The sequence below is a fragment of the Exiguobacterium sp. UBA1053 genome (genome assembly GCF_002316465.1).
GTDB lineage: Bacteria > Bacillota > Bacilli > Exiguobacteriales > Exiguobacteriaceae > Exiguobacterium_A > Exiguobacterium_A abrahamii.
This window is the reverse complement of record NZ_DCDO01000013.1, coordinates 935852-959959: the sequence shown is the minus strand read 5'-3', so window position 1 is coordinate 959959 and position 24108 is coordinate 935852. Positions and strand designations below refer to the sequence as shown.

Below are 24108 nucleotides of genomic sequence, written 5' to 3'. Positions count from 1 at the left end.
TGATGCCAAACAAACGGAGAGTAGCTTTATAACTCCGACCGATGATGGTACGGGTCCTTTCTCGGGCTCGTAATGCGGTACATAGACTACCTGAAACTTCAGGTAGTCTTTACTCTGAAGTAAGGAAGTGACGTTATGTTCGCATCGATGAATCGAGCAAGCATGTGGCGCCTGATTCATGATCTTTTCATACATACGGGGAATCGTCTCTGGTACGTCGTCGCCTGGACCAGCCTGAACGCGATGACTTCCGCACTCGGGATAGCACTCATTCTACCGTTACTCGCGCTCCTCTTTCCGGTTCCGGGAATTGATCCGCTACAGGTCGACTGGCTGAATCCGGAGTGGTTGAACCTTGAAAGTATTTTGTTGCTTTATCTAGTACTCGTATCACTCAGTGTCTGGATCAACCGGCAAACGATGGTTCAGACGTCGATACTCGTCCAAGGGTATACGAAGCACCTTCGGGTCCGCTTGTTTGAAACGTTGTTTGCCAGTGACTATTCGTATATCGCCCACCAGAAGAAAAGTGACGTTCTCAACCTGTTCACGTTGGAAATTGCACGGATCAGCTCCAGCGTCACAGCACTGGTCGGTCTGATTTCCGGAGTCCTCATCATGATTCCGCATATCGTGCTCGCCTGGTATCTCTCGCCCCGTCTGACCGGGTTCGTCCTCGTGAGTGGCTTGATCGTCTTCATCAGTCTATATACATCGCTCGGACGCGTCCGACGCCTGGCGCTGTCGCTGTATCAATCGAATCAGACGTGGCAGCAGCGGTTGCATGAGCAACTCTACGGAATGAAGGAGATTCGCAGTTACGGGATCGAAGCGAGACAAGTCGATTTTTTCCGTCAAGCGACGGAAGAGGTGGAGCAACAACTCGTGCAGTTCGCAAAAGAGCAATCCAAACCGGATACGGTGTTTAAGATCGTCGCAGCAACAGTCATCAGTCTTTTTTTCTACATCAGCCTGTCCGTCTTACAAGAAGAGGTCAGCACCTTGCTTGTCATCGTTCTGTTGTTCGGGCGTCTGTGGCCGTTGTTCGCAGCCTTTCAAAAAAACATACAGATCTTTTTATCCGGTGTGCCGGTATATACCCTTCTACTGAACAAGCTGGAGGCAGTCCCGAAGCGAAGCGCAAGCGACGAGGAGAAACTGACATTTCACGAAACCCTCGTAATTGATCGTGTCCGTTATTCCTATGGTCAGACGACGGGGATAGACGTCTCCTTTACGGTGAACGCCGGTCAGATGGTCGCCATCATGGGCGCATCCGGTACGGGCAAAAGTACGCTCCTTGATTTGTTGCTGGGACTTCTTGAACCGCAAGCAGGAGAAATCCGCGTGGACGGAAAAACCTTGAACGCACGACGGGCAGAGTCATGGCGTGAACAGATCAGTTATATTCCGCAATCCGCCTTTTTGTTTCACGGTACGATTCGCGAGAACATCCTGCACTTCAATCCGGATTTGACGAACGAGGCACTCGTTGAAGCACTCGATTTAGCAGGTGCGACCTTCGTGTTTGATTTACCGGACGGCATCGAGACGATGATCGGTGATTTCGGAACACGCTTATCCGGTGGACAGCAGCAAAAGATCATCCTGGCGCGGGCGTTAGCTAAAAAACCACGTATCTTGTTACTCGACGAAGCGACGAATGCCTTGGATCGTGAACAGGAAGTGATGTTCCATGACACCTTGCGTCAATTGACGTCGCGCATGACGATTCTCTACATCACCCATCGTCGGGAAATCGGACATCTCGCGGACGCCATCTATCAGATGGAGACTGGAACATTCGAAAGAAGAGAGGTGAATCATTTCAAATGAAACGCATGACGTATCGTTATTCCGTGTTTGGACTGACCGTGACGTCCGAACTGGCATTACCAGAATTACCGAGCAGTGAAACAACACGTAGTGACGTACATATTCAACTCAGTGATCTGCAAGAAAAGATGAACGGACTGACGGCTGATCATCCGTATCGATTGACGGAAGAGACGTTTTCACTCTATGTTCCCGGTGTTGCCCACTACTTCGTAGCATCCGGAACAACGATCGAGGTGGACCTCGCTGCAGGAGCTGAAATCGAGGCAGTGAAACTGTTCTTGCTTGGGTCCTGTATGGGAATCATCCTGCATCAACGGGGGATTCTACCGATGCACGGAAGTGTCATCACGAACGGAGAAACAGGAGTCTTGCTGACAGGGCATTCGGGAGCCGGAAAGTCGACGACGGCACATCGTTTTTTGGCACAAGGATACCATCTTGTCACTGACGACGTAGCCGCGACACGCTTCGAGGATGATGCGGCGCTCGTCGCGCCTGCCTATGGTCATCAAAAATTGTGGGAGGATGTCTTGCCGTCCTCTGGCATCGGCTATACGCGGGTCAATCGTGAAGTGGATGGACGGACGAAATATACCGTCGACCGGGAACAGCAGTTTTGGAACGAGTCGGTCCGCTTACGGTTGATCGTTGAACTCGTACCTGCTGATATCGAGTACGTGCAGCATGAAACCGTGACGGGAATGGACAAAGTCCGCACGTTGATGCTCCATACATACCGCAACATCTATTATAAGGAGCTTCAAAAAGAGGCGTTTCAATTCGAGAGTGCGATGGCACTCGCCCGACGCGTCCGACTCCTGCGGATATATCGTCCGCAGGGAATCGCTTCAGAACAGACTGTCGTCGAATTGATAACAGCAGCAATCAAGGAGGGAATCAATGATGGAAACATTAAAAGCAAATCGTAAATTCTTACGAAAAGAGGACATTCTAGCGTCTGAAATGGATGGCGAACTTGTCATGATGAGTGTCACGCAAGGAAAATACTTCAGTATCGGTCAGAGTGGCGTCGCGATTTGGGGATTACTCGATCAGGAACGGACGATTACGGAACTTGTACACTTGTTACAGGAACGGTACGAGGTGGACGAAGAGACGTGTCGAACAGAAGTGACTCGTTTCATTGAACTATTAGTCCAAAAAGAACTTGTCGAAGTAAAATGAATAGACGTGTGCGGCTTTCAATGATAGAACTACTCCAATTCTTAGAAGCCTACCTTTGGTTAGGGATTGCCCGAGGATGTGTCGTCGTTCTTCCGTTTCGATACGTGGCCCCTCTACTCGGACGAGAGATCAAGGAAGTACCAGCTTATCCCGGGAATCCACGGAGTGATGTGAAGCGAGCGATTGAACGAAGTGCTCGTCGTACACCGTGGCGTAGTAATTGTTTGGCGCAATCCTTGGCAGCGACCTGGATGATGCGACGACGCGGCCATCACGTGACGACGTACATGGGCGTTCGGCGTGATGAGAGTAAGATCATTGCACATTCTTGGACGATGGCGGGAGAGACGTTCATGACAGGAAAGCGAGGATATGAGTCGTATACGGTGACCAAGGTGTTTTCGACGATGAGATAACTATTTGAAGCAACGATAAAGGCAGGGCTCGTGATCAATTGGTAAAGATTGACCTAAAAATGAACACCGTTTTTCACTTTCTATTTATTGTAAAATAGAGTTAAAGGTTTATATGATACATACTAGGAGTGAAAATAGTGGCAAAATCAAATTTCGGTTTAGCAAAAATGAACGAACTATTAGATTGGGGATACGACAAAGCGATTCAAGGTGGTATGGGTATTGAATCGGCTTATGAACTGGCAGAGGAATACCGTGATAAATACGGAGTGGAAAAAGGAATCGATAAACTGATCACGGTTCAATTGACGAAATGTGGAACAAGTGGTTTCTTGAGTGGAATAGGCGGTATCATGACACTTCCGATTGCCATCCCGGCGAATGTGTCTTCTGTTATCTTTATTCAATTACGAATGATTGCAGCGATTGCCCATCTTCGCGGATATGATCTAAAGAGCGATGAAGTACAGACATTCGTTTACACTGCATTAACCGGTAAAGCAGCTACGGATATCTTAAAGAATGCAGGAATTCAAGTCGGAAACAAAATCACGATTAACCTAGTGAAAAAAATTCCGGGCGAAGTCATTCTACGCATCAATCGGGCAGTAGGCATGCGACTCGTGACGAAATTTGGAGAAAAAGGTGTCATGAATCTAGGGAAAATGATTCCGTTAGTCGGTGGAGTCATTGGCGGTACGTTTGATGTCGCATCGACAAAGACGATTGCCGAAGTTACCAAAAATATGTTCGTCATGCTTGATTCAAAAGTCGATGTAGAGGACTACACGGATTTCGAAGATTTATCAGATGAGCCGGTTAAGATTTAAGCGTTTGAGAGCAGTCAGCTTCTTCTGAATTTCTACTAAGAAAAATTAGACACAACAAAGCGAGCCTGCAATAGAAGGCTCGCTTTGTTGTATTCATTAAAGTTTGCGAAGTGAGTGTTAAGTAATTCCGTTCGATCGCAACAGACTTAAATATCCAAACAAAGCTTCCTCCTTTAGCGGTCGACTGAAATAATAGCCCTGGAAATAATCACAGCCTTCTTGCGCGAGCCAATCTGCCTGCTCCGACGTTTCTACCCCTTCAATCAAGACCTCCATCTCGAGATTATGTCCAAGTTGAATCATCGATTGAACGATTGCTTGTTGATTCTTACCGTCAAATAATGAACTGATGAACGATCGATCAATTTTTAATAACTGAATCGGTAATGAACGAAGTTGTTTAAAAGACGAGTACCCGGTACCGAAGTCGTCGAGGGAAACACGAATACCGAGTTCTTGCAGTCGTGCTAATTTTTCATAGGTCGACGTCTCATAGGATAAGGCGGCGGACTCCATGATTTCGAGTTCGAGGTATGCCGGATTCATACCTGTCTCGTCAATAATCGTTTCGACGCGACGTAAGAACTTTTGACTCGCGAACTGAAGTGGGGAGACGTTAACGGCAATCGAGAATGGTTCTGGAGTCATGCCTTGCCAAGCGACCCAGCGCAGGCAAGCAGTACGTAACACCCAGTCGCCAAGAGCATGGATTGCTCCCGTATTTTCAGCGACGGGAATGAACTCGGCTGGTGAGACGAAGCCAAGCACATCATGCGTCCAGCGTGCCAACACTTCAACGCCCGTCATTCGTTCTGAGCGTACTGCAATTTTCGGTTGATAGACGAGCTCAAACGCTTCTGCTTCGAGTGCCTCTGTCATGAATTTTTCAATCTGGACGGTTCGTAAGATATCGTTTCGATTCTCGACCTTAAATTCCTTGATCGTGTTTTGCGTTTCAGTAAATGAAGCATGTAGTGCCAGTTTCGCATACTCGATCAGTTCTTCTGCTGTTGTGGCGTCTTCCGGGTAATGACTAATCCCAGCGCGCATCGTCAGCGTAATGACGGTCCCGTCGATATCAAATGGTTGCGATAAGGCAGCGTAACACTTCTCGGCTTTTTGTGTCGCGAGCTGACTCCGTTCGTCAACGAGGAGAACAAGAAATTCTGATGAATCAAGGCGTGCTAGAACATCACGCGCGTGAATCGTCGCTTGCAAACGCTCTGCGATCTGCAGCAACAGACTCTCGACGCCTTTATGTCCGAGCATATCACTTAGAGAACGCCAACGATCCATACTGAGCGCGAGACACGAAATCGGAATCGCTTGTCTGATCTGTTCCTCGATGAAGAGTGTAATCTTGTCTCGATTCGGTAAATCCGTCAACCGGTCATGAAAGGCAAGGTGTTCGAGTTGCTGCTGGGACGACACTTGATTGGTGACGTTGCGGAAGAACCACAATGTCTGATTCAAGTTCTCCCCTTTTAGCGGATGATTGACGACTTCAAGGATGCGTTCGTCAACGTGTAGCATCTGTTTCGTATGATCGGGCACATCAAGACGTAAAGCTGCGTCATGTTCCGATAAGTATGGATGACGTTCCGGGAAAAAATCATGGAACAGTGAATTCGCATATTGGATTAGACCATCAGGATTCGTCGAGACGACACCATCTTCAGTTGATTCAAGAATCGTCGCTTGGATGAAGTCACGTTTACGTAACTGGAGGTCAAACAAGACGGAAGCGAAGAAGACGATGAACAAAAAGAGTGTGACGATTGAAACAAGTGTCAACAGCATCGCTGGTTCGATGACTTGATCACTCGTAAACGATGGAATCATCTGAAACTCTAAACCGAGCATCCCGACATGATGCATTCCGGAGATTGCAATGCCCATGATGAGAGCAAAGAAGACTTTCGTCTGTACCAGCATCTGTTGCTTTGCGTAACGCGAAAAGAAACCGATGTAAAGTGCGGTCCAAGAAGCAGCAATCGCAATCAAGATTGAGAGTAAGACGTACCCAGCATGATACTGCAGAGTCATCCCCTGTAAAGCAGCGATCCCAACATAATGCATGCCAGCAATCGCACTTCCCATCAAAAAACCGCCGAGAACGAATGATTCACGGGACATACGGCGAGCGACGAGATAAAAGCCAAGGATACATCCCGTCATCGCGATGATGACCGATAGAAAGACGAGCGGGAACGAGTAGGTCGCATCCTTCAAGGTACCGTGACCAAGCATCGCGACGAAATGCATCGACCAGATGCCGAGACCTAAAATCGAGCCACCAGCAATCAACCAAAGATGTTTCGAACGATCGGTCGCCGTCTTGACGCGTCCCGCTAGTTCAATTGCGATGTAGGCGGATGTTGCGGCAATCAGATAAGATAACGTGACAAGTAAAAAATCAGTATGAGCATGCATCGTATGGTTTGGCAGGATGGAAGAAGTCACCTCGGCAGAATGAAATGTTTAATCAAAGATAAAGGTGTAATCTAGATGCTTTTTTATCTAACCATATATATTTTTTTCAAATAAGATCTGACGGGTGAGGAAAATCAAAGCGTGTCGATTATAGATGAAGACCAACGAGAATTTTATGATCCATTAATTTCGTATACTGTAGCGTATGAAAAAACGGATTTCCGAAGTCGCATGGTTGAAGATGGACATGAATCATATGATAGCTGTATGACAAGTTGGGGTTTGCCTTTAGCAGATTCAAAATCGTTTGTTCTTGGGACGCTGGGCTGATGTCATAGATATGAAATGAGATGATGTTATGACGGATGCGAAACGGGGCAATCGTGAGGGTGAACGGTTTATGATGGGCAAATCGATGTTCTGTTGAGACAGTCGATCCGGTAATTACGAGTTCGTGTGGGGTGATGCGTAGTTTTGGGTGCCAGAAGTCTCTGAATTCGATTGCGATGATGTCGCGTAAGTCTTCTTCCGTCACATACGTCGTGACGAGAATATCTGATGGATTGCCAAGATAGTCGTTATCCGTATTCATATGTAAGCTCCTTTATCAATTAGTGGATGGAATCAATGCGCTGTCGTTCAGGGTAAAGGAATGTATATGTTCTTTCCTGCTCTACAGAGAGTAGATTCAATACGATTGTAACTTTTTTCCTTATTTTTGTTTTTCATTCATTGATCGTTTAGGGAAAGCGATTCTTGATATTTCATCGAAAATCAATTGTGTGCTCCATTAGCTGTCATGTCAGTACCTACAAAAAGGAGGAATCACCTATGACCCACTATGACTATCTCGATCAGTATTTATTGACTGATTTCTCGCGGTCAGCCCATACGATTAAGGCATACCGGAGTGATCTTCGACAAATGCGTTTGTATCAGGTCGACTGGTCAGTCGCGTCCTTACGACGCTACTTTCACTGGATGAAAGCACATTATAAGCCGTCGACGATTCTGCGACGTTATCACGTCTTACACCGGCTCGGAAATGTCCTCGTCGAGCGACGACGGATCAAGAAGAACCCGATGGTCGAGATCCGTCCGATCGTCCATCAACGTCTTCAAGATGAGACCTATCATGATAGTGAAGAGCTGATCCCGGTGATTCGGCAGATTCAAAATTCAACCTATCGCCTCTTTTTCGAGGTGCTCAGCCAAACGGGCCTCCGCTTCATGGAGGCCCGTTTGTTGACGGTGCAGGATTTTGATCTGGCGAAGAATGAACTGTACGTGCGTCACGGCAAAGGCGGTCGGACACGGACCGTTCCTATCGGAGAGACCCTTTGCGACAAGATTGTTCTGTTTCTAGCAGATCGCACGACCGGCTATTTGTTTCAATCCGTCACGGGACGGATGATCAATGAACATGCGGCAAGGAAGGCACTTCGCGAGGTTGGATTTACGTCCTTGAAGCGTCACGTCCGTCCGCATATGCTGCGGATTGCCTATGCGACCTATCTCTACCAACAGGCAGGATTGAAGCTGCTCGATATAAAGCGTCTGCTTGGTCATGCCAGCATCTCAACGACGGAAGGATACATCCGTAGCCAGACAAATCACGTCCGGGACGTTCTTAATCGTCTGTCCGCTTGAGTCGATTGACTGACGTATGGGCAATGTCGTGCGACGGTAGGACGTAGTGCTGAGTCGTCCGAACATCGCTGTGACCGAGTAAGCGCATGATGGTTAGAATGTCCGTCTGATGCACGTGATAAAGTGTCGTTGCGAACGTGACCCGGATGTCATGCGGTCGCAGAATCCGTCCGAGACATCGTTCACTTGCTTCTTTTAGGACACGACGAAACTTCGCCGGATTGACCGGTCGTCCGCTGTCTTCACAAAATAGTGGGAGAGCATCTGAACGGATTGTTTCGATATAACGCGTCAGGACATCGCGTAATATATGATGCAACGGAACTTGACGTGATTGATCGCCTTTCCCACTCCGAACGAGTAACTGATCGCGCGCAAAGTCGACATCTGCGAGCTGTAAGTCACGGGCTTCCGAAAAGCGCAGTCCCGTATGCAAAAGAAGAAAGCTAAAGGCGTAGACGGTCTCATCACGAATCGTCTCGAGGACACAGTGGACGTCGTCATACGTGAAGGCAAGTCGTCGGTAGGGTGCGGGAACCGGTTTTTTGACACGCACCAATGGATTCGTCTGGAGCGAACGTTCAACGACCAGTTGATCGAACAGGATTGAGAGAGCATGCAGTCGTCGAGCGGCAGTTGCTGGAGCGTAAGTATCGCGTAGGAACTTACCATAGCGTTGCAGCGACGGAACGTCGATCCGTTCGACATGACGACAGAGATGCCGTACGTCGGAGCGATAGGCTTTTTTCGTCAAGGGGCGATAGTCCGCCTGTTCGATGATCGCGAGTAAGCGTTCTTGATAATAGGGCATCATCCGAGGAGGAACTGGACTTTCTGCCGGAGTTCCGACTTTAATGAACGGAGTCGCGCTGGTGAGTAACCGAGCGTCTCTTCCGTGCCGTGCATCAAGGCTTCGATAAACGTGTACTCTTTATTCGACAAATCCCGTTTGAGTTCACTGAGGAGATAATGAAAGGAGACGTTCGGTGTCCGAGGAAGCTCCGGCATCGTCTCGACTGCGACTTCAGTCGCAAGCGTTCGGTTACGGGACGCTAAGTAGTCGAGCATCGCTCCTTTTGCCCGGATTCGAGCGAAGGTGACAGTCATGACCTTTCCTTCTTCAATTGATTTCCAAAGTCGGAGTAGGGCAGCTTGCCGGCATTCATCATGTTCATTCGGGTGGATCGAGAGGCGTGACAGGAGGGAGTTGACGAGGGGAATCCAGTTACGTAGTAAGTCGTTCATGAGTATCCGTTTCTTCAGATATGCATATCTGTTATGTATTCCGCGGTAGTTTTAGTATAAGTAGAGTTATCCTGAAAGCAACTGCGCTAGAATGCGGGTTTATCTGAAGTGAATGGACGGAAGGATGGGAAATCACATAGCTTACGCTCTTTGAAACTTAAAGAAACCGTTGGCATAATTGAAGAAATGGAGCGTTGCGCCCGGCGGATAACTCTACTTATCCGCTGGGGTGTTCGGAGAAATTTAATCTTTTATCTTTATTATTGCATCGCTGAAATCAAGAGTTATCGAATTGAATTTTAATTATAAATAAAGATATTTCGTTGACTTATAAATGTAAAAATAAATTCGCGATAAACCTTTTAATGGTAATATTATATCATTATAGGAAAAGCAGGTGTACGAATTGTTCTACATAATCATTGGTTTAGTGTTACTGATTCTTTTTGCAATATTCGGAGGATTGGAAGGAATCGGTTGTTTCTTTTTCTTATTGATTGGTCTTATTTTATGGCGCATTGGTCTACTAGGTTTCGTAATCAGTACGATTATAAAAGTTGCGCGATGGATCATCGTTCGTATCTTCATCTACTATCAAAAATACTTTGGTACGGAAGAGGGAGCATTTTACTTATCTCGCGAACTGATTAGATATATTATTTAAAAAGTTAAAGATAAGTTGATGTACAACTTAAACGAAAAAAGAAAGTCCTTTGAAAAATAAATCTCAAGGGACTTTCTCTTATATAAGCTTAGAAAGGTTTTTCTTCAGAAGACTTAGTCGGCTTATTATCTGTAAAAATGAATTGGTAAACTTCAATAATTAAGCAACATACCACAACAATGTAGAGTCCAAGTGAAATAAACGAATAATTGAATTCAGCTGGAATCAGGTAACTCAAGAATGAAAATTGCTCGTTCACGATTGTATAAGCAAATGCTAAAATCAGTGTAAATATCATCAATCGTCGATTGAAATTAAGAGGCAAACGATTTATGAATTTTGTAACACCAATGATTAGGCAAACGAAAGAAAGTAAGAAAAATGCCGATTCAATTTGATTAACTAATAAAATTTCGTTGAATCCTGTCATTGAACTCGAAACATGAATAATCCAACCAACTAAAAGTGAGAATACACCTAGTTTTAAATTAAACGAACCGGCTCTTAATTGTGGAAGAAACTCATGCTGATGTTTAATCATAATGACTATGATTGCAATTAATGAAACTCCAAGTAAGAAAGACATGAAAAAACTCCTTTATTTTATCAATATAGATACATTATAAAGAATCTAAGGATTTTATATCTATTTTATTTGATTAAAAAGGTAATATATTGTTTTTTTATTTTAGTTTTTATTTGTTTTCGTTAGTCGGGAATTGGATATAATAAGCAAAAGCCAGTTCCTGATTATTTTAGGAACTGGCTTTTAGAGTAGCCATTAGGATGAATTTTTATCAAATCGGCTCAGTCGAGAGTCTTTCGTATAAATGATATTTACGATAGACAAGCACTTTTATCTGGTTTTATAGAAGCTTTTTCTGTGTTCAAAAGTAAGTACTCTTCCAGTGAAAAGTGAAACGTCACTAATGAAGTACGAAGAAGGATAACAAGAACAATTAAACGGCTTGAATCCTAAAGGGCTCAAGCCGTTAAAACATTGCCTATCTATGTTTTGTATAGCAGATATGAGGTATATGCTTTTAGATCATTTTTTAACGATGATTTCGATGTCTACTGTTTTTTCTCCAGGTCCTGGTGAAAGAATGAGATACGTCGTGCCTGGTTTTTTCGTTAACAAGCTTACTTTTGAAAAATCCCAGTCCATTGTGTAATGACCTTTTGAATGAAGACTATATTCATAGTCTTTCGCATCGCTCAATTGATTACGTCCTATTCCGATTCGATCTCCAACATGAACCGTATAAGTATATTTACCGATATATTTAGCTCTTCCTGATAGCTGCTCCAGTCCTAACCAAACTTCCGGTTGCTCTGCTACAATCCGATCGTCTTGACCCGTTGGTTGACCAGTCGATACCAGTTTATTTTTTTTATAGCTGTATTTGCTGAGGGTGATGGAATGATTGAGATAGTAAAGGCTTCCTTTTGCGATTTTCGCATTTCCCATCAAAAGTCCTTCCTTCGTTTGAATCGTTTTTAGTGTTTCCCCATCCGTTGATCCAATGAGATAGGAGTTCAAGAAATTTCTATTCCCTGATTTGTAGCCGACGACAGTATGTTCATATTTTCCGATAAGGCCAGCCGTAATGAACTTTACATCATATTGTTCTTTGATGACTTTTTTATAAGAATCTTTCCATTTTCCGTTTTTTAATTCGTGAACCCGGATGATATAGTCATTAAAAAATGAATCTCTTTTCTTTTTAAAGATAGAGACAATTTCCTTGGAAGAGGACTGATTCATCTGTAGTGTACGATGCATTAAATATGTATGCCCCTGAATCGACTCCTTTTTTAGTTGTTCGATTTTCTTGTCAGTTGAAGAAGCATCGACTGGAACGGTCGAGAGTGTCAACGCAAGTAATGTGAGGCCGATTCTTTTCATATCACTATTCTCCTTCATATCAATGGTTTTATATGTAAATTATAATGAAAACTTCACAAGTATTCTTTTATAAGTGAAGAACCAAGTAAATAGTTTTTTGACTTTAATGAAGTTAAAACTATTTTTTTATACGATAGATTTCGTGTTTATGATTTTTTGTAAATTCAGTGGAATATCTGTTTTTATGGATTGAAACTTTCGTTTATATTTGTAAGACCGCATTTGTATAAAAGTGACGAGAAAATATGTATTATATATTGGATGATTTTGCAAACGATTTCATGATACGCTAGGGAACAGAAAAATTAGTCTAGAAAGAAGGAATCCCAATGCATATTCTTGTCGTTGATGATGAGGCGAGCATCCGCCATCTCGTCAAATTGCAACTCGAACTTGATGGTCAGACGGTCGAGACGGCAGCCGATGGAGCAGCAGCACTCGCTTTGCAGGCAACACAAACCTTTGATTTGATCGTCCTCGATTTGATGCTACCGGATACGACCGGTTTCGATTTGATTCCAAAACTGCGACTGACGACGCCTGACTTACCGATCTTGATGCTGACCGCACGTGATCAGATGAACGATAAAATTATCGGGCTGCAGCTCGGAGCGGATGACTATATGACGAAACCGTTCAATGGTACGGAGCTCGTCTTGCGTGTCAAAAATCTATTGAAACGCACGAAGGCGGTCGCGCCACCGGTACCTGTCGCAAGTGATCCATTCTTATCTGTTGATCCCGAAGAACGAGTCATTCGGCTCGACGGTCACCCGTTACCACTGACGTACCGGGAGTATGCATTGCTCGCACTTTTCCTGACGCATCCGAAACGGGTCTTCGAGCGAGATGAACTGCTCGAACAAGTCTGGGGCTTTGACTTCTCCGGTCAGACCCGCGCCGTCGATATCATGGTCCAGCGCTTACGGAAGAAACTCGGAGCACAAGGCGAACGGATCAAGACGATTTACGGTGTTGGCTACAAGTGGGTCGACGCATGAAGCTACGTCAAGTCATCACGGAAAACTTCGTCTTGCTCCTCGTTCCGGCATTGCTCGTCCCCTTCTTGATTCTCTATGCCTTCGTCCAATCGAACCTATACGAGAACGCCGTCGAGTCCGTCCAAAAACTGAGTCGGGAAGCGGAGCTCTACACGATGAACTACCTCGCGAGTGAAGAAACGGACTCGCTCGCCGATACGGCAGTCCCGATCGCTTCCTATCTCGCGGACCGGTTCGATGCGCGCGTCCAGCTGTTTGGACCAAATGCAGAACTACTCGCTGATTCGGAACGCGATCAATTGCCGCTCCTCGCGGGAGACATCGATCAAGCGTTAAAAGGGAAGTCGAGTTATCTGTTCCTCAAGGAGACCGATGTTCCGGTGCTGTTCTTCTCGAGTCCGCTGTATGGCAAAACGGACGTCATCGGCTCGGTCCGTTTTCTTGTTGATCTGCGGACGGAAGCCGAACTGCTGCGGCAATTCACCTATGTCTTCACTGGCGTCTTTCTGATCTTGATTGTAATTGCCGTTTGGACAGCGCGTCGGATGGCAAAGACGTTAATTGGACCGATCGATGATTTACGAAGTGTCTCGCACGCCTTGACGAAAGGACACTATGCGCATGCGCTACCGGCGTATCCATATGAGGAATTGAACCGACTGGCAGCGGACTTCTCGACGCTTGCTGACGCAATTCAGCACAACATTGGACAACTCGAACAACAACGAAGCGACCAACAGACGTTCATTGATCACATCACTCATGAGCTCCGGACACCGATGACGGCGATCATGGGCTATGTCGAATTAATCCCCAAGCTGCCACCGGAGGAAGCGGCGCACTGTTATCACTACATCGAAGTCGAGAGCCAGCGCTTGTTACGACTCGTCTCGCATAATCTCGAACAGGCGAAACAACAACGCAACGAACGTCACGTGACGTCGACGATGTTCGCGCTCGATACCTTGCTTGCCGACGCCTTATTCATCATGCAATTGCGTCTTGATGGACAAGGAATTGAAGTTGAACAGGATGTTCCGTCAATCTACGTGCTCGGTCAACCGGATCAGACGAAACAAGTCTTGTTGAACCTTCTCGAGAATGCCGTCAAATACAGTGACGCGATGACGGTGACGTTTTCGACCGTCAGTACAGATACGACCCTACAACTCCTCATGACAGATGACGGAATTGGTGTTGATCCAGCAGTGCTTGCCGAATGGAAGAAGGAGCAACATAGTCTGACGACGGCGAGTGGGAATGGACTCGGTCTACCGCTCTGCCGACGTCTGATGCAGGAACAAGGTGGCGATTTTGCACTGGAAAGCGATGTAAGCGGCACACGTATCACATTAACTTTCCGATTAGCGAATCAGACTTAATGTAATCGCTTACAAATGATACATTTACGAAACAATTCGACCGGATTTACGAAACAATTGCCCCGTAATCTAAGAATCAAGCAAGGAGAGGAATCATGAAAGCATCGACCATCGCTTATCTCTTCCTAATGGGCATCTTGTTTGCCCTCGGTCTTCTTTTGCTTCAGCAGACGGTCTTCGGACGCTTATACGTCCTCGATGGACCGAAACGACTGAATGCTTCCGATGACTCGCTCCCGACCGAGTTGACGTTACGTCACCGGGCATGGGGGGAGCAGACGGTAGAAGATGGAACGGAAGTCCAGCGCATCACGACGCTATTGAAGCAAATGAAGACGGTGACAAACGAGACTTGTCCGGCGGGTACGGCGACGTTTACCGGAACGCTCCGTTTCTTGAACGGAACGACATGGACGTTCTCGCTCGGAGAAAGTATGACGCTAAATGGAAAATGTGTCGCACAACGTCCTAGCACCCAGACGACGACATTAAAAGCACGCTTCTTAAACGCCTATCACGAACCAGAACAGCTCGCGCGTCAGTTCGCTGAAGCGGAAGTCGTGACCGTGTATGTAGCAGGACGATCTCGTTCTTTGACTGCACGCGAGCGTGAAGACGTCAAGCGTCGCCTGGCGCAAGCAGAGCCGATGACGGACTATGAAGAAGTCGGTCAAGCACTCGATGCCAGTCAGGGACAGCCGCGCATTCTCAAGCTCCAGCGGTTCAAGAATGAGCAGAATACGCGTGCCAACTTAATGAATATTACTGTGTATGAGACATTGTTCAGCGTCCAGTACATGGATGATGATAATGGAAACACTTTCTATTTAAAAGGACAACTCCTGCCGACCGGGAAGGAGGCAGATCGATGAGAAAAGGAATGCTCTTCTTGCTGAGTATCATTTGTCTCATGAGCATTTGGATCGTCCGCAACAATGAACAGACGAAGCAGGGGACAGCCGCGCGGGAAACCGTTCCGCATTTGACGGCGTATGTCTCTGCGAAAGAGGACATCGGTCGCGCCTTGTTGTCGTCATATTGCGAACAAGCAGGCTGTACGTATGAGTTCGTGCGCCTGTCGACGGAAGAACTCGTCCGGCGTGTGACGAAGGAAGCGGATCATCCGCGAGCCGACGTCATCATCGGCGGAACGTGGGATGCCCACCAGACGCTCAAGCAACGCGGGTTGTCGACACCGTTCCCGAGCGACATGGATCAAGCGGAACTACAAGATCCGGACCGCTACTGGATCGGTTATGAAGTCGAACGCCTCGCGATCGTCATCAATACGGACGTTTGGAACGACCGATTAGGGGCGGCACCGTATCCTAAGACGCTCGCTGACTTGACAGCGAAGCGGTATCAGGACGACTTGATTTTGCCGGATCCGAACCATTCCGGTACCGGGGCGACGATCCTGCAAGCAGTCTTTGACGGATACGGAACGAAGGCGGAACGCGTCTTACAACAACTGATCGAGCGAACGCGGCTATTCACGGCGAACGGCTTTGCGCCGACATCATACGTCGCGAGCGGGGAAGCGATGCTTGGGGTCAATTTCATCGGGGATCAACAATCGCTACGTGAAAAGTATTATCCGGTCAAAAGCATTCCACTCGATACGTACTCGATCAACGCGATCTCAAAGCTGAAAGGACGGACGCAACAAAAGCAGGCGAATGCCTTCATGCGTTTCGTGCTTTCAGCGGACGGTCAAGCAATCTTACGGAAAGTCTCGTTCGGTACGCCGACCTATGCGATCGCGAAGACACAACCAATCCAGCAGAACGTCGGACAGGATATCGTCACCGATTACCGGGACTATCTTCGTCGATTCAATCAGCTCCAGGACAAATGATGCGAAGACTCTAATTCAGATAGGGGAAATGGAAGATGGGCTTCTTCAGCATCAAAAAATTGCCGAATGCCGGCATACCAATCGAAGTACAACGGAAACAATGGTTACAACAATTCTTAAAGGCATTCTTAGTCGTCTTCTTCTCATATATGGCGATGTATCTCATCCGGAACAACTTCAAGGCAGCGCAACCGCTCTTGAAGGAAGAACTAGGTTTTACGACGACGGAACTCGGTTATATCGGCTTCGCCTTCTCGATTACATACGGAATCGGGAAAACATTGCTCGGCTACTTCGTTGACGGGAAAAATACGAAACGCGTCATCTCATTCTTATTGATTCTCTCGTCCTTGATCGTCACCGCGATGGGGCTCTTGATGAGTGCCGGCGGAAGTCCAGTCGGTCTCTTGATGGTTCTTTGGGGACTCAGTGGATTCTTCCAATCGGTTGGGGGACCATCGTCGTATTCGACGATTGCTCGCTGGACACCGTTTGAAAAACGTGGGCGTTACCTTGGCTTCTGGAACGTTTCGCACAACATCGGTGGAGCAATTGCCGGTGGTCTCGCACTGTGGGGAGCGAACGTCTTCTTTAACGGAAGTGTCGTCGGGATGTTCATCTTCCCAGCTGCGATCGCGCTCATCATCGGAATCGTCGGTCTATTCATCGGGAAGGATGACCCGGAGGAACTCGGGTGGAATCGGAGTGAAGAAATCTTCGAGGAACCGATCGAACCGGAAAACATCGCTGCTGAAAGTATGACGAAGTGGCAAATCTTCAAAACGTACGTCATCTCGAACCCCTGGATCTGGACGCTCTGTATCGCGAACGTCTTCGTTTATATCGTCCGGATCGGGATTGATAACTGGGCGCCGCTCTATGTCACGGAACACTTGCACTTCAGCACGGAGAGTGCCGTCAATACGATCTTCTTCTTTGAGATCGGCGCCTTATGCGGCAGTATGATTTGGGGTTACGTGTCCGATTTACTCAAGGGACGCCGGGCGCTCGTCGCAGCGATTTGTCTTTTGCTGACGGCCGTCGCGGTCCTCGGTTATCGTTACGGTACGAGTGAACTTATGATTTACGCGTCACTATTTGCACTCGGTGCGCTCATCTACGGACCACAGCTCTTGATCGGTGTCTCCGTCATCAGTTTCGCACCAAAACAAGCGACGACGGTCACGAACGGGATGGTCGGTACGTTCGGTTACTTGTTTGGTGATTCAATCGCAAAAGTCGGTCTAGCGAAAATCGCTGATCCGGAAACGAACGGTTTAACGATCGGTTCAGTTACATTACACGGCTGGAGTGATACATTTGTCATCTTCAATGCGGCGTTACTGTTCGGTTTGATCGCCCTCGCGATCGTCGCCGTCGTCGAGGAGAAAAAGATTCGTCGCCTCGGACTGCTAGAGCGTCAAGCGGATAAGTTGAGTTCTTAATAAACATGAGCACCCTCGCCTAATGTAGGAGAGGGTGCTTTTTTTTAATGAGACAAATAAGCAAGCAGAAAACCTTCTTCCAGTTTAACATGACGAATCGAGCGGTAACGGGCATGACGGAAAGGAAAATAGAAGGAAAGATCGACGGTCAGGAGTCGATTTGCATAACGCAGATAAGGTGGACGAATGAGATAGGTTTCATTAAAGGATTCGGTATCATGAGGACAGACATCAAAGACTTCGAACGTGATGGTGCGTTTATCGACTGCCCGCAAGTGGAGCGTCAATTCGACCGGTAAGTCACGCTCTAGACCATAACGTGTCAACGGTACGGCGGCTTGAAGGTGAAGGTGTGTCGGTCGAATCGCGACGCAGATATCTGTCAGCTCTGGAATTTCCTTTGTCAGCACACTGGCAAGGTCGTATTCATCAATACTTGCTGCAAGCGTAAAACGACGAAAGGTCTCAATTATATGGCGCCCCAGTTTCATCAAGTAAACTCCTCTCTTATGCTTCTTAACCTTAGTATAAATGAGGATAAACCTAATTATTCCATATTATTTTTCATTAAAGTAAATTAATTCCTTTGAATTAGAGCTTCTTTTTAAAACAATATGATTTAAGCATGTTTTTGCGTCGTTCAGGGAACGATTAAGCATGTCGATCTGTCGTATTTTTTTGAAAGGAGTTTTTTGATGCCTTACTTATCTGGATTTCCCTCGTCTTATTGGAAACAAAGCGCACCTGCTACTTCACATCCCGCTCTCAATCAAGATGCTAAGCATGATGTCGTCGTCATTGGGGCTGGGATTGCTGGACTCGTCACGGCCATGCAATTGACGGAACGGGGATATGATGTCGCTGTGATTGAAGCAGGTGACGTTGCTGCCGGTACGACGGGTTATACGACGGCTAAAGTTTCCTCACAGCACGGTTTGATCTATGACACGCTGATACGCACCGTCGGCGAGGAGTCAGCGCGACTATATTATGAGGCGAACGAGGAAGCGATCTCGTTTTTACGTCATCAGGTGGAACGACTCGACATTACCTGCGAACTTGAAACGCAAGACGCTTATCTCTACGCGGCAACATCAAAAGAGCAAGCGATGGAACGGGAAGTCCGTGCCTATGAAAGATTGAGATTAAACGGTGGCGAGGCGACGGAAGAAGTCCGAAGTAAGTTGCCGTACGATGTTAAACGAGCTGTCGTCCTGCGCGATCAAGCGCAGTTCCATCCTGTGAAATATCTTCAAGGCCTCGCGCAACAAATCGTCCACCAAGGTGGGAAAGTGTATGAACAGACACGTGCCGTATCGCTCGAATCAAATCGAACGCCAACTGTCATCCTTGAGAACGGTCACCAGATTGAGGCGAAGAAGGTCGTCATCGCGACCCATTTTCCGTTTCATGACTTCAAGGGATTATACTTCTCAAAACTCGAAGTCCATCGCTCGTATATCGTGTCGGGTCAGGTCGATGAGACGTTTCCGGACGGTATGTTCATGAGTGCCGATCAACCGAGTCGTTCTCTGCGTCACACGCGAACAGAAGATGGTCGTCTGCTTGGTCTGTTCGGTGGTGAGAATCATTTGTCCGGTCACGAGACGGAGACGATGCAACGCTATGAGCACCTTGCTGACTTTGCGAGAAGTGAGTTTCATGTCGAGGCGTTCGAGCAGTTTTGGTCAGCGCAAGACTTGATCACACTCGATAAGATTCCCTATATCGGACAGATGACGGCGGATGATCCGAACGTATTTGTTGCGACCGGCTTTGCGAAGTGGGGGATGACGAACGGTATCGCAGCCGGATTGTTGCTGAGCGATTTATTGACGGGAACAGCTAACCGTTATCGTCATTTGTTTGACCCAAACCGTTCGAAGCTAAAGACGAAGGACGCAACACAGTTCGTCAAGAACAACGCGGACGTCGCCATCGAGCTCGTCAAAGGGAAGCTGACGAAAGCACGTCGTCGTGCTGACGAGTTACAGCCGGACGAAGGGGGACTCGTCACCCATCACGGCAAGACGGTCGGTGGGTACCGGGATCCGGAAGGGAACCTTCATCTCGTCTCGACGACCTGTACCCATATGGGGTGCGATACGAAATGGAATGAGGCAGAACGGTCATGGGATTGTCCGTGTCATGGTTCACGATTTGGTCCGACAGGAAAGGTGCTAGAAGGACCAGCAGTCAATCCACTCAAATCGATCGAGTAAGCAGAGGCATTTGTCTCTGCTTTTTTTATTTTTAAAATAATCCGGAGCCAATTTATAATATGTGCTATAATTACCTGGTAACAAAAATATTTTAGCGCTAAACAATTAGAGTGCCGCTTCTGAATCGTGTTGTAGAGGCACCGTCACGACCACCGCTCACTGGTTTCATATTTTAGTTTCACTATTTTACTTAGCGTCGTGAACGCTGAAACAACCCGAGGAGGAAGCACCACTATGAGTAAAGAAAAGATTGCCCAGCTGCGCAAACATGTGTCGCCGTTTGAAAAGGCGGACATCAAAGCCAGCGTCTGGCAGATGATCAACACGATCCTGCCATTTCTCGTCCTATGGTTTCTGGCATATCAGGCCTTGAAGCTATCTGTGTTTCTCGCGATTCCTTTGGCGATCCTCGCCGCTGGATTCGTCGTCCGGATGTTCATCATCTTCCATGACTGTACGCACGGTTCATTCTTCAAGAATAAGAAGGCGAATGCTATCGTCGGTACGATCACCGGGATTTTGACGTTATTCCCGTATGAGAAATGGAAGCGAGAGCATTCGATTCACCACGCATCAAGTGGAAATCTCGATAAGCGTGGTGTCGGTGACATCTGGGTCATGACAATTGAGGAGTACATCGAAGCGTCACGCTTCACACGTCTCAAATATCGTCTGTATCGGAATCCACTCGTCATGTTCGGTCTTGGACCGCTCTTATTGATTCTCGTCTCGAGCCGCTTCAACCGGAAGGATGCTCGCAAAAAAGAACGAGTCAACACACATGTCATCAATGCGTCGCTTATCGTCCTGTACGGTATCCTGATTTACTTCATCGGCTGGCAAGCATTCTTGATCATCCAAGGAACGACGATGTTCACAGCAGGCGTCCTTGGAATCTGGTTATTCTACGTTCAACACACGTTCGAAGACTCGTACTTCGAGGATGAAAGTGAATGGGATTACGTCAAGGCGGCAATCGAAGGTAGTTCGTATTACGAGTTGCCGAAGGTCTTGCAATGGGTGACAGGAAACATCGGCTTCCACCACGTCCACCATCTCAGCCCACGTGTTCCGAACTATCATCTCGAAAAAGCACACGTCTCGACGCCACCGCTTCAGAAGGCGACGAAGATTGGTTTATTCTCGAGTCTGAAGTCGCTTCGCTATAAACTATACGATGCGAAGAACAGAACGTTTGTGACGTTCCATGACATCAAACACCTCTTACGCGAACCAAAGACATCATCGTTGTAAGAAACTGCACCTCGTCCACTTGGATGGGGTGTTTTTTGTTGTGTTTGAAGCAAAAGAGGGAATCAACAGGTAATGAGAGTAAGATAAGTCCGCCTTTTGGCGTATGTTCACGATGAGCATCCATGGTAGGATGTACTAATAGAAAGGAGAGTGCAGGATGCGCCGGATACCCATTTCCGTTTATATAGGAGGAGCCATCTTACTTTCCTTATTCGTCTTCAGTTCGATGACGTACCAGCAACAATCCTTGATTCCGTTTTTGACGCAGCATATCCCACTCGACTGGGTGTATGCATTTTCCTTCGTATCGTTCCATTACGAAGTCCCGATCAGTGTCGCATCGCTTGGACCTGCGGCGTTCCTTGAGTTTTTCATTCGAAAGGGAATGCACGCTGGATTGTTCTTCATCCTTGGGGTCAGTATCATTCATTTCTTACGTGGACGAGGCTACACAGCATTACCAGCTGCCTTCTTTGCCTTCACGACGGCGATGACGATTGGTGTCATAGATGAGTTCCATCAACAATTGACGGGTGGACGAACGCCACTTGTCGGTGATGTGTTGATCGATGGCAGTGGTGCACTGATTGGTATCGTTTTGTACACAGCAATCCGTCTTTATTTGAAAGCTGATCGAATCGTACGGGAGCAAGAACAAAAGCATGCATGAAAATAACCCATCGTCTCAATCATCATGACTGAGGCGATGGGTTATTTTAGCGATTAGAACCGTTGTACCCATTCAATCTTATACTGAGTACGTCCGAATTCTTTTCTTAACATGTTGTCTGCTTTCTTTCGTGCTGCCGTGTGATCGCCTGCCCGGATGTTGAGTCGATCCGTATCAACGATCTCATCTCCGCGTAATACTTGATACTGGACGGTATAGTCCTTTTTTATTAAATTAAATAAACCCAAGAAAACCACTCCCATATTCTTCTTTCTGTTAGTTATTATATGGTATTCCAAATTTTTCTGCAATCTAAAAAAGCGACTTTTGTCCTACCTTTATATAAAATGTTAGTGGTCCTAATGGCAGGTTGTTTTATTGTGCGAATTGCTTAAAAATGCTGAAAAATCAACAAAAACCGCTCTAAAATAGAATATATGAAATTTTATTACATATATAATGAATATTAAGGAAAAAATATTGCGTTATCAACAGATTGACGAAAATATAAGTTATCTGAATAGTCTTTTGGTATGTCAGGAAAGGATTCCCTTGGAACTTCAATGGAATAACCGTTAAGATAAGAAGGAAGAGAAAACGATGAATTACGTGACAGATGAGGGAGATGACACATGGAGCAGGAGATGCATGAACGAATCGATCCCGCGCACCGGATCAGGCAAGCGGTGACCCGCAAAGAAACCGTCTACTTTAGTTTGTTGTTAGGCATCGCCATTTTGACAGTGGGTGGCATCATTGGGTTAGTGTTTGAAACCGGCGAGAGCGGTATTTATGCCATGTTTGCGCTAGTGATCCTATTGTTACTACTTTGGTTACGCCAGTGGCAACGGGTGTCACGGATTCGAAGTGAAGGGGTTCGCTTGAGTGCCGAGCAGTTCCCAGAGTTGTTCGAGCAAGTCCGTATACATACAGAACAGTTGCAACTATGGCGGATGCCAGAAATCTATTTCCAAGATGACGTGAAACGACCGCACGTCATTGGACTATTCCAAAAGTATTTGATCGTTCTACCGACGTCGTATCTGGAGTTGACAGAAACACGTCGTTTTCGGTTACTGCTTGAACTGGCACGGATCAAACGGAACCATCAGGAAAAGCAAATCTTACTATGGATTGGCAGCTGGATTCCGTTTTTACGTCCGGTTTACATGCGGGCATGTGCTCGGACCCGTCATCAGATGGTCCTACCACTTATTTCGCCTATATACGCGCGACAAGCCATGTTTGAGGATGTGCTCGGACCAACACTTCTAGCAACGACAGATACAGAGGTCTATATCGAGGAGAAACGGCAGCGACGGACGTTTTCCATCTTATTGTATGAAGCGTTAAGAACCGAACTTTCTTTACTCGAACGGTTGCACTTAACGGGTGAGCCAATCGAACGTCCGCGCCCACTCTTTCGATATGGTCAAGGCTTCGTCGTCGCAGGTAGCATTCTAATGGCAATATTCATTGTCAGCACGACTGCAGGTATGCTGTTAGACGAAGGGGCGATTGAGGCAAAAAAAGAAACGAGTGACGAGAACGTCACGACGAAGACGAATGGTCAGGATCTCAACGAGACAGAGTTGATGGCAGCGATTCAAAAAGGGAAGCTCGAAGACATACATCGACTGATTCCGGAAAGTGATATGAAGGCAGTCGATGCCGATGGCGATACGGCGTTGCATTACCTCGGATATCGTAAATCCAGCACGGGACTCGAATCGGTCTTTAAGGAATTACTTGCAGCAGGCAGTGATGTCGATGCTGTCAATGAGTTCGGCGAGCGACCGTTCATTACGGCAGTCTTCAGTAACAACGATGAACTCGTCGACCTGTACTTGAAGCGAGGCGAAAAGGTCAATCAACAAGATGCCGACAAGTTCACGCCTCTTCATCATGCTGTTGAAGGGGAAGGGAAAGAAACCGTCAAGCTCTTACTCGAGCATGGCGCTGATCCGACGATTAAAAACGCAGATGGCTTCACGCCACTTATGTTGGCACAAGAGTATGAACTCGATGAAATCATTGAGCTGTTGAAGCAAAACTCAGCGCAGACACTATAACATAACAACCGCAGGCGTTCTCGAACGAATCGA

The 24108-nt window shown here is 46.8% G+C and carries 23 protein-coding genes; 15 read left to right on the top strand and 8 right to left on the bottom strand.

What is annotated here, in order from left to right:
• Positions 1-135 precede the first annotated feature (135 nt).
• From B3G15_RS12540 to B3G15_RS12520, 5 genes are all read left to right on the top strand, one after another.
• On the top strand, positions 136-1836 hold the full coding sequence (locus B3G15_RS12540) for an ABC transporter ATP-binding protein (protein WP_290721522.1): 1701 nt from the start codon (positions 136-138) through the stop codon (positions 1834-1836).
• Entirely contained in the window at positions 1833-2768 is a 936-nt protein-coding gene (locus B3G15_RS12535; RefSeq protein WP_290721520.1) for an HPr kinase/phosphorylase, read from the top strand. Before B3G15_RS12540 ends, B3G15_RS12535 begins: the two co-directional genes overlap by 4 nt.
• Positions 2740-3024 carry a lasso peptide biosynthesis PqqD family chaperone gene (locus B3G15_RS12530; protein WP_290721519.1) on the top strand — a complete coding sequence of 95 codons (285 nt, stop codon included), beginning with the start codon at positions 2740-2742 and terminating at the stop codon, positions 3022-3024. The genes B3G15_RS12535 and B3G15_RS12530 overlap by 29 nt, the downstream gene beginning before the upstream one ends.
• Before the next feature lie 20 nt (positions 3025-3044).
• Complete coding sequence (locus tag B3G15_RS12525) at positions 3045-3440, top strand: lasso peptide biosynthesis B2 protein (protein ID WP_290721517.1); 396 nt, start codon at positions 3045-3047, stop codon at positions 3438-3440.
• 137 nt (positions 3441-3577) lie between these two features.
• Positions 3578-4270 carry an EcsC family protein gene (locus tag B3G15_RS12520; RefSeq protein WP_290721515.1) on the top strand — a complete coding sequence of 231 codons (693 nt, stop codon included), beginning with the start codon at positions 3578-3580 and terminating at the stop codon, positions 4268-4270.
• 117 nt (positions 4271-4387) lie between these two features.
• Here the strand turns inward: B3G15_RS12520 and B3G15_RS12515 are convergent, their stop codons facing one another.
• Complete coding sequence (locus B3G15_RS12515) at positions 4388-6703, bottom strand: bifunctional diguanylate cyclase/phosphodiesterase (RefSeq protein WP_290721514.1); 2316 nt, start codon at positions 6701-6703, stop codon at positions 4388-4390.
• 148 nt (positions 6704-6851) lie between these two features.
• On the bottom strand, positions 6852-7295 hold the full coding sequence (locus tag B3G15_RS12510) for a hypothetical protein (protein ID WP_029342677.1): 444 nt from the start codon (positions 7293-7295) through the stop codon (positions 6852-6854).
• Between the two features lie 239 nt (positions 7296-7534).
• On the opposite strand from B3G15_RS12510, the gene B3G15_RS12505 reads away from it, so the two are divergent.
• Complete coding sequence (locus tag B3G15_RS12505) at positions 7535-8353, top strand: tyrosine-type recombinase/integrase (protein WP_290721511.1); 819 nt, start codon at positions 7535-7537, stop codon at positions 8351-8353.
• Here the strand turns inward: B3G15_RS12505 and B3G15_RS12500 are convergent.
• From B3G15_RS12500 to B3G15_RS12485, 4 genes are all read right to left on the bottom strand, one after another.
• Entirely contained in the window at positions 8334-9164 is an 831-nt protein-coding gene (locus B3G15_RS12500) for a tyrosine-type recombinase/integrase (RefSeq protein WP_290721509.1), read from the bottom strand. The two genes, B3G15_RS12505 and B3G15_RS12500, sit on opposite strands and share 20 nt — an antisense overlap.
• On the bottom strand, positions 9164-9598 hold the full coding sequence (locus tag B3G15_RS12495; RefSeq protein ID WP_290721507.1) for a sigma factor: 435 nt from the start codon (positions 9596-9598) through the stop codon (positions 9164-9166). The genes B3G15_RS12500 and B3G15_RS12495 overlap by 1 nt, the downstream gene beginning before the upstream one ends.
• Before the next feature lie 752 nt (positions 9599-10350).
• Positions 10351-10848 (bottom strand): hypothetical protein, encoded by a 498-nt coding sequence (locus B3G15_RS12490; protein ID WP_290721505.1) that lies wholly within the window; start codon positions 10846-10848, stop codon positions 10351-10353.
• 462 nt (positions 10849-11310) lie between these two features.
• Positions 11311-12171 carry a hypothetical protein gene (locus tag B3G15_RS12485; protein ID WP_290721503.1) on the bottom strand — a complete coding sequence of 287 codons (861 nt, stop codon included), beginning with the start codon at positions 12169-12171 and terminating at the stop codon, positions 11311-11313.
• Between the two features lie 329 nt (positions 12172-12500).
• Here B3G15_RS12485 and B3G15_RS12480 point away from each other — a divergent pair, with 329 nt between their 5' ends.
• The 5 genes from B3G15_RS12480 (at position 12501) to uhpT (ending at position 17857) form a co-directional block, all read left to right on the top strand.
• Positions 12501-13172: a response regulator transcription factor gene (locus B3G15_RS12480; protein ID WP_290721501.1), complete on the top strand. Its 672-nt coding sequence runs from the start codon at positions 12501-12503 to the stop codon at positions 13170-13172.
• Positions 13169-14554: a sensor histidine kinase gene (locus tag B3G15_RS12475; RefSeq protein WP_290721499.1), complete on the top strand. Its 1386-nt coding sequence runs from the start codon at positions 13169-13171 to the stop codon at positions 14552-14554. The genes B3G15_RS12480 and B3G15_RS12475 overlap by 4 nt, the downstream gene beginning before the upstream one ends.
• Positions 14555-14649: 95 nt before the next feature.
• Positions 14650-15426 carry a DUF3919 family protein gene (locus tag B3G15_RS12470; RefSeq protein WP_290721496.1) on the top strand — a complete coding sequence of 259 codons (777 nt, stop codon included), beginning with the start codon at positions 14650-14652 and terminating at the stop codon, positions 15424-15426.
• A complete protein-coding gene (locus B3G15_RS12465) occupies positions 15423-16412 on the top strand; it encodes an ABC transporter substrate-binding protein (protein ID WP_290721494.1) in 990 nt (329 codons plus the stop codon). The genes B3G15_RS12470 and B3G15_RS12465 overlap by 4 nt, the downstream gene beginning before the upstream one ends.
• A 35-nt stretch (positions 16413-16447) precedes the next feature.
• Complete coding sequence (uhpT, locus tag B3G15_RS12460) at positions 16448-17857, top strand: hexose-6-phosphate:phosphate antiporter (protein WP_195864416.1); 1410 nt, start codon at positions 16448-16450, stop codon at positions 17855-17857.
• 44 nt (positions 17858-17901) lie between these two features.
• On the opposite strand, the gene B3G15_RS12455 is transcribed toward uhpT, so the two are convergent.
• Positions 17902-18348: a hypothetical protein gene (locus B3G15_RS12455; protein WP_290721490.1), complete on the bottom strand. Its 447-nt coding sequence runs from the start codon at positions 18346-18348 to the stop codon at positions 17902-17904.
• 204 nt (positions 18349-18552) lie between these two features.
• Between B3G15_RS12455 and B3G15_RS12450 the strand changes: the two genes are divergently transcribed.
• The 3 genes from B3G15_RS12450 (at position 18553) to B3G15_RS12440 (ending at position 22003) form a co-directional block, all read left to right on the top strand.
• Complete coding sequence (locus B3G15_RS12450; RefSeq protein WP_290721487.1) at positions 18553-20079, top strand: FAD-dependent oxidoreductase; 1527 nt, start codon at positions 18553-18555, stop codon at positions 20077-20079.
• 234 nt (positions 20080-20313) lie between these two features.
• Positions 20314-21333: a fatty acid desaturase gene (locus B3G15_RS12445; RefSeq protein WP_214807774.1), complete on the top strand. Its 1020-nt coding sequence runs from the start codon at positions 20314-20316 to the stop codon at positions 21331-21333.
• Between the two features lie 157 nt (positions 21334-21490).
• Entirely contained in the window at positions 21491-22003 is a 513-nt protein-coding gene (locus B3G15_RS12440; RefSeq protein ID WP_064299308.1) for a VanZ family protein, read from the top strand.
• A gap of 53 nt (positions 22004-22056) precedes the next feature.
• Here B3G15_RS12440 and B3G15_RS12435 read toward each other — a convergent pair whose 3' ends face one another.
• The gene (locus tag B3G15_RS12435) at positions 22057-22251 is read right to left on the bottom strand and encodes a hypothetical protein (protein WP_133207773.1); all 195 of its coding nucleotides are present in this window, start codon (positions 22249-22251) and stop codon (positions 22057-22059) included.
• A 384-nt stretch (positions 22252-22635) separates the two neighbouring features.
• Between B3G15_RS12435 and B3G15_RS12430 the strand changes: the two genes are divergently transcribed.
• Complete coding sequence (locus B3G15_RS12430; RefSeq protein WP_214807772.1) at positions 22636-24075, top strand: ankyrin repeat domain-containing protein; 1440 nt, start codon at positions 22636-22638, stop codon at positions 24073-24075.
• The last annotated feature ends 33 nt before the right edge of the window (positions 24076-24108 follow it).

Excerpts from the sequence above, each read along its gene's own strand:
- B3G15_RS12540 (WP_290721522.1), top strand. The coding sequence starts at position 136 with ATGTTCGCATCGATGAATCGAGCAAGCATGTGGCGCCTGATTCATGAT.
- B3G15_RS12535 (WP_290721520.1), top strand. The coding sequence starts at position 1,833 with ATGAAACGCATGACGTATCGTTATTCCGTGTTTGGACTGACCGTGACG.
- B3G15_RS12530 (WP_290721519.1), top strand. The coding sequence starts at position 2,740 with ATGATGGAAACATTAAAAGCAAATCGTAAATTCTTACGAAAAGAGGAC.
- B3G15_RS12525 (WP_290721517.1), top strand. The coding sequence starts at position 3,045 with ATGATAGAACTACTCCAATTCTTAGAAGCCTACCTTTGGTTAGGGATT.
- B3G15_RS12515 (WP_290721514.1), bottom strand. The coding sequence starts at position 6,703 with ATGCATGCTCATACTGATTTTTTACTTGTCACGTTATCTTATCTGATT.
- B3G15_RS12510 (WP_029342677.1), bottom strand. The coding sequence starts at position 7,295 with ATGAATACGGATAACGACTATCTTGGCAATCCATCAGATATTCTCGTC.
- B3G15_RS12505 (WP_290721511.1), top strand. The coding sequence starts at position 7,535 with ATGACCCACTATGACTATCTCGATCAGTATTTATTGACTGATTTCTCG.
- B3G15_RS12500 (WP_290721509.1), bottom strand. The coding sequence starts at position 9,164 with ATGCCCTATTATCAAGAACGCTTACTCGCGATCATCGAACAGGCGGAC.
- B3G15_RS12495 (WP_290721507.1), bottom strand. The coding sequence starts at position 9,598 with ATGAACGACTTACTACGTAACTGGATTCCCCTCGTCAACTCCCTCCTG.
- B3G15_RS12490 (WP_290721505.1), bottom strand. The coding sequence starts at position 10,848 with ATGTCTTTCTTACTTGGAGTTTCATTAATTGCAATCATAGTCATTATG.
- B3G15_RS12485 (WP_290721503.1), bottom strand. The coding sequence starts at position 12,171 with ATGAAAAGAATCGGCCTCACATTACTTGCGTTGACACTCTCGACCGTT.
- B3G15_RS12480 (WP_290721501.1), top strand. The coding sequence starts at position 12,501 with ATGCATATTCTTGTCGTTGATGATGAGGCGAGCATCCGCCATCTCGTC.
- B3G15_RS12475 (WP_290721499.1), top strand. The coding sequence starts at position 13,169 with ATGAAGCTACGTCAAGTCATCACGGAAAACTTCGTCTTGCTCCTCGTT.
- B3G15_RS12470 (WP_290721496.1), top strand. The coding sequence starts at position 14,650 with ATGAAAGCATCGACCATCGCTTATCTCTTCCTAATGGGCATCTTGTTT.
- B3G15_RS12465 (WP_290721494.1), top strand. The coding sequence starts at position 15,423 with ATGAGAAAAGGAATGCTCTTCTTGCTGAGTATCATTTGTCTCATGAGC.
- uhpT (WP_195864416.1), top strand. The coding sequence starts at position 16,448 with ATGGGCTTCTTCAGCATCAAAAAATTGCCGAATGCCGGCATACCAATC.
- B3G15_RS12455 (WP_290721490.1), bottom strand. The coding sequence starts at position 18,348 with ATGAAACTGGGGCGCCATATAATTGAGACCTTTCGTCGTTTTACGCTT.
- B3G15_RS12450 (WP_290721487.1), top strand. The coding sequence starts at position 18,553 with ATGCCTTACTTATCTGGATTTCCCTCGTCTTATTGGAAACAAAGCGCA.
- B3G15_RS12445 (WP_214807774.1), top strand. The coding sequence starts at position 20,314 with ATGAGTAAAGAAAAGATTGCCCAGCTGCGCAAACATGTGTCGCCGTTT.
- B3G15_RS12440 (WP_064299308.1), top strand. The coding sequence starts at position 21,491 with ATGCGCCGGATACCCATTTCCGTTTATATAGGAGGAGCCATCTTACTT.
- B3G15_RS12430 (WP_214807772.1), top strand. The coding sequence starts at position 22,636 with ATGGAGCAGGAGATGCATGAACGAATCGATCCCGCGCACCGGATCAGG.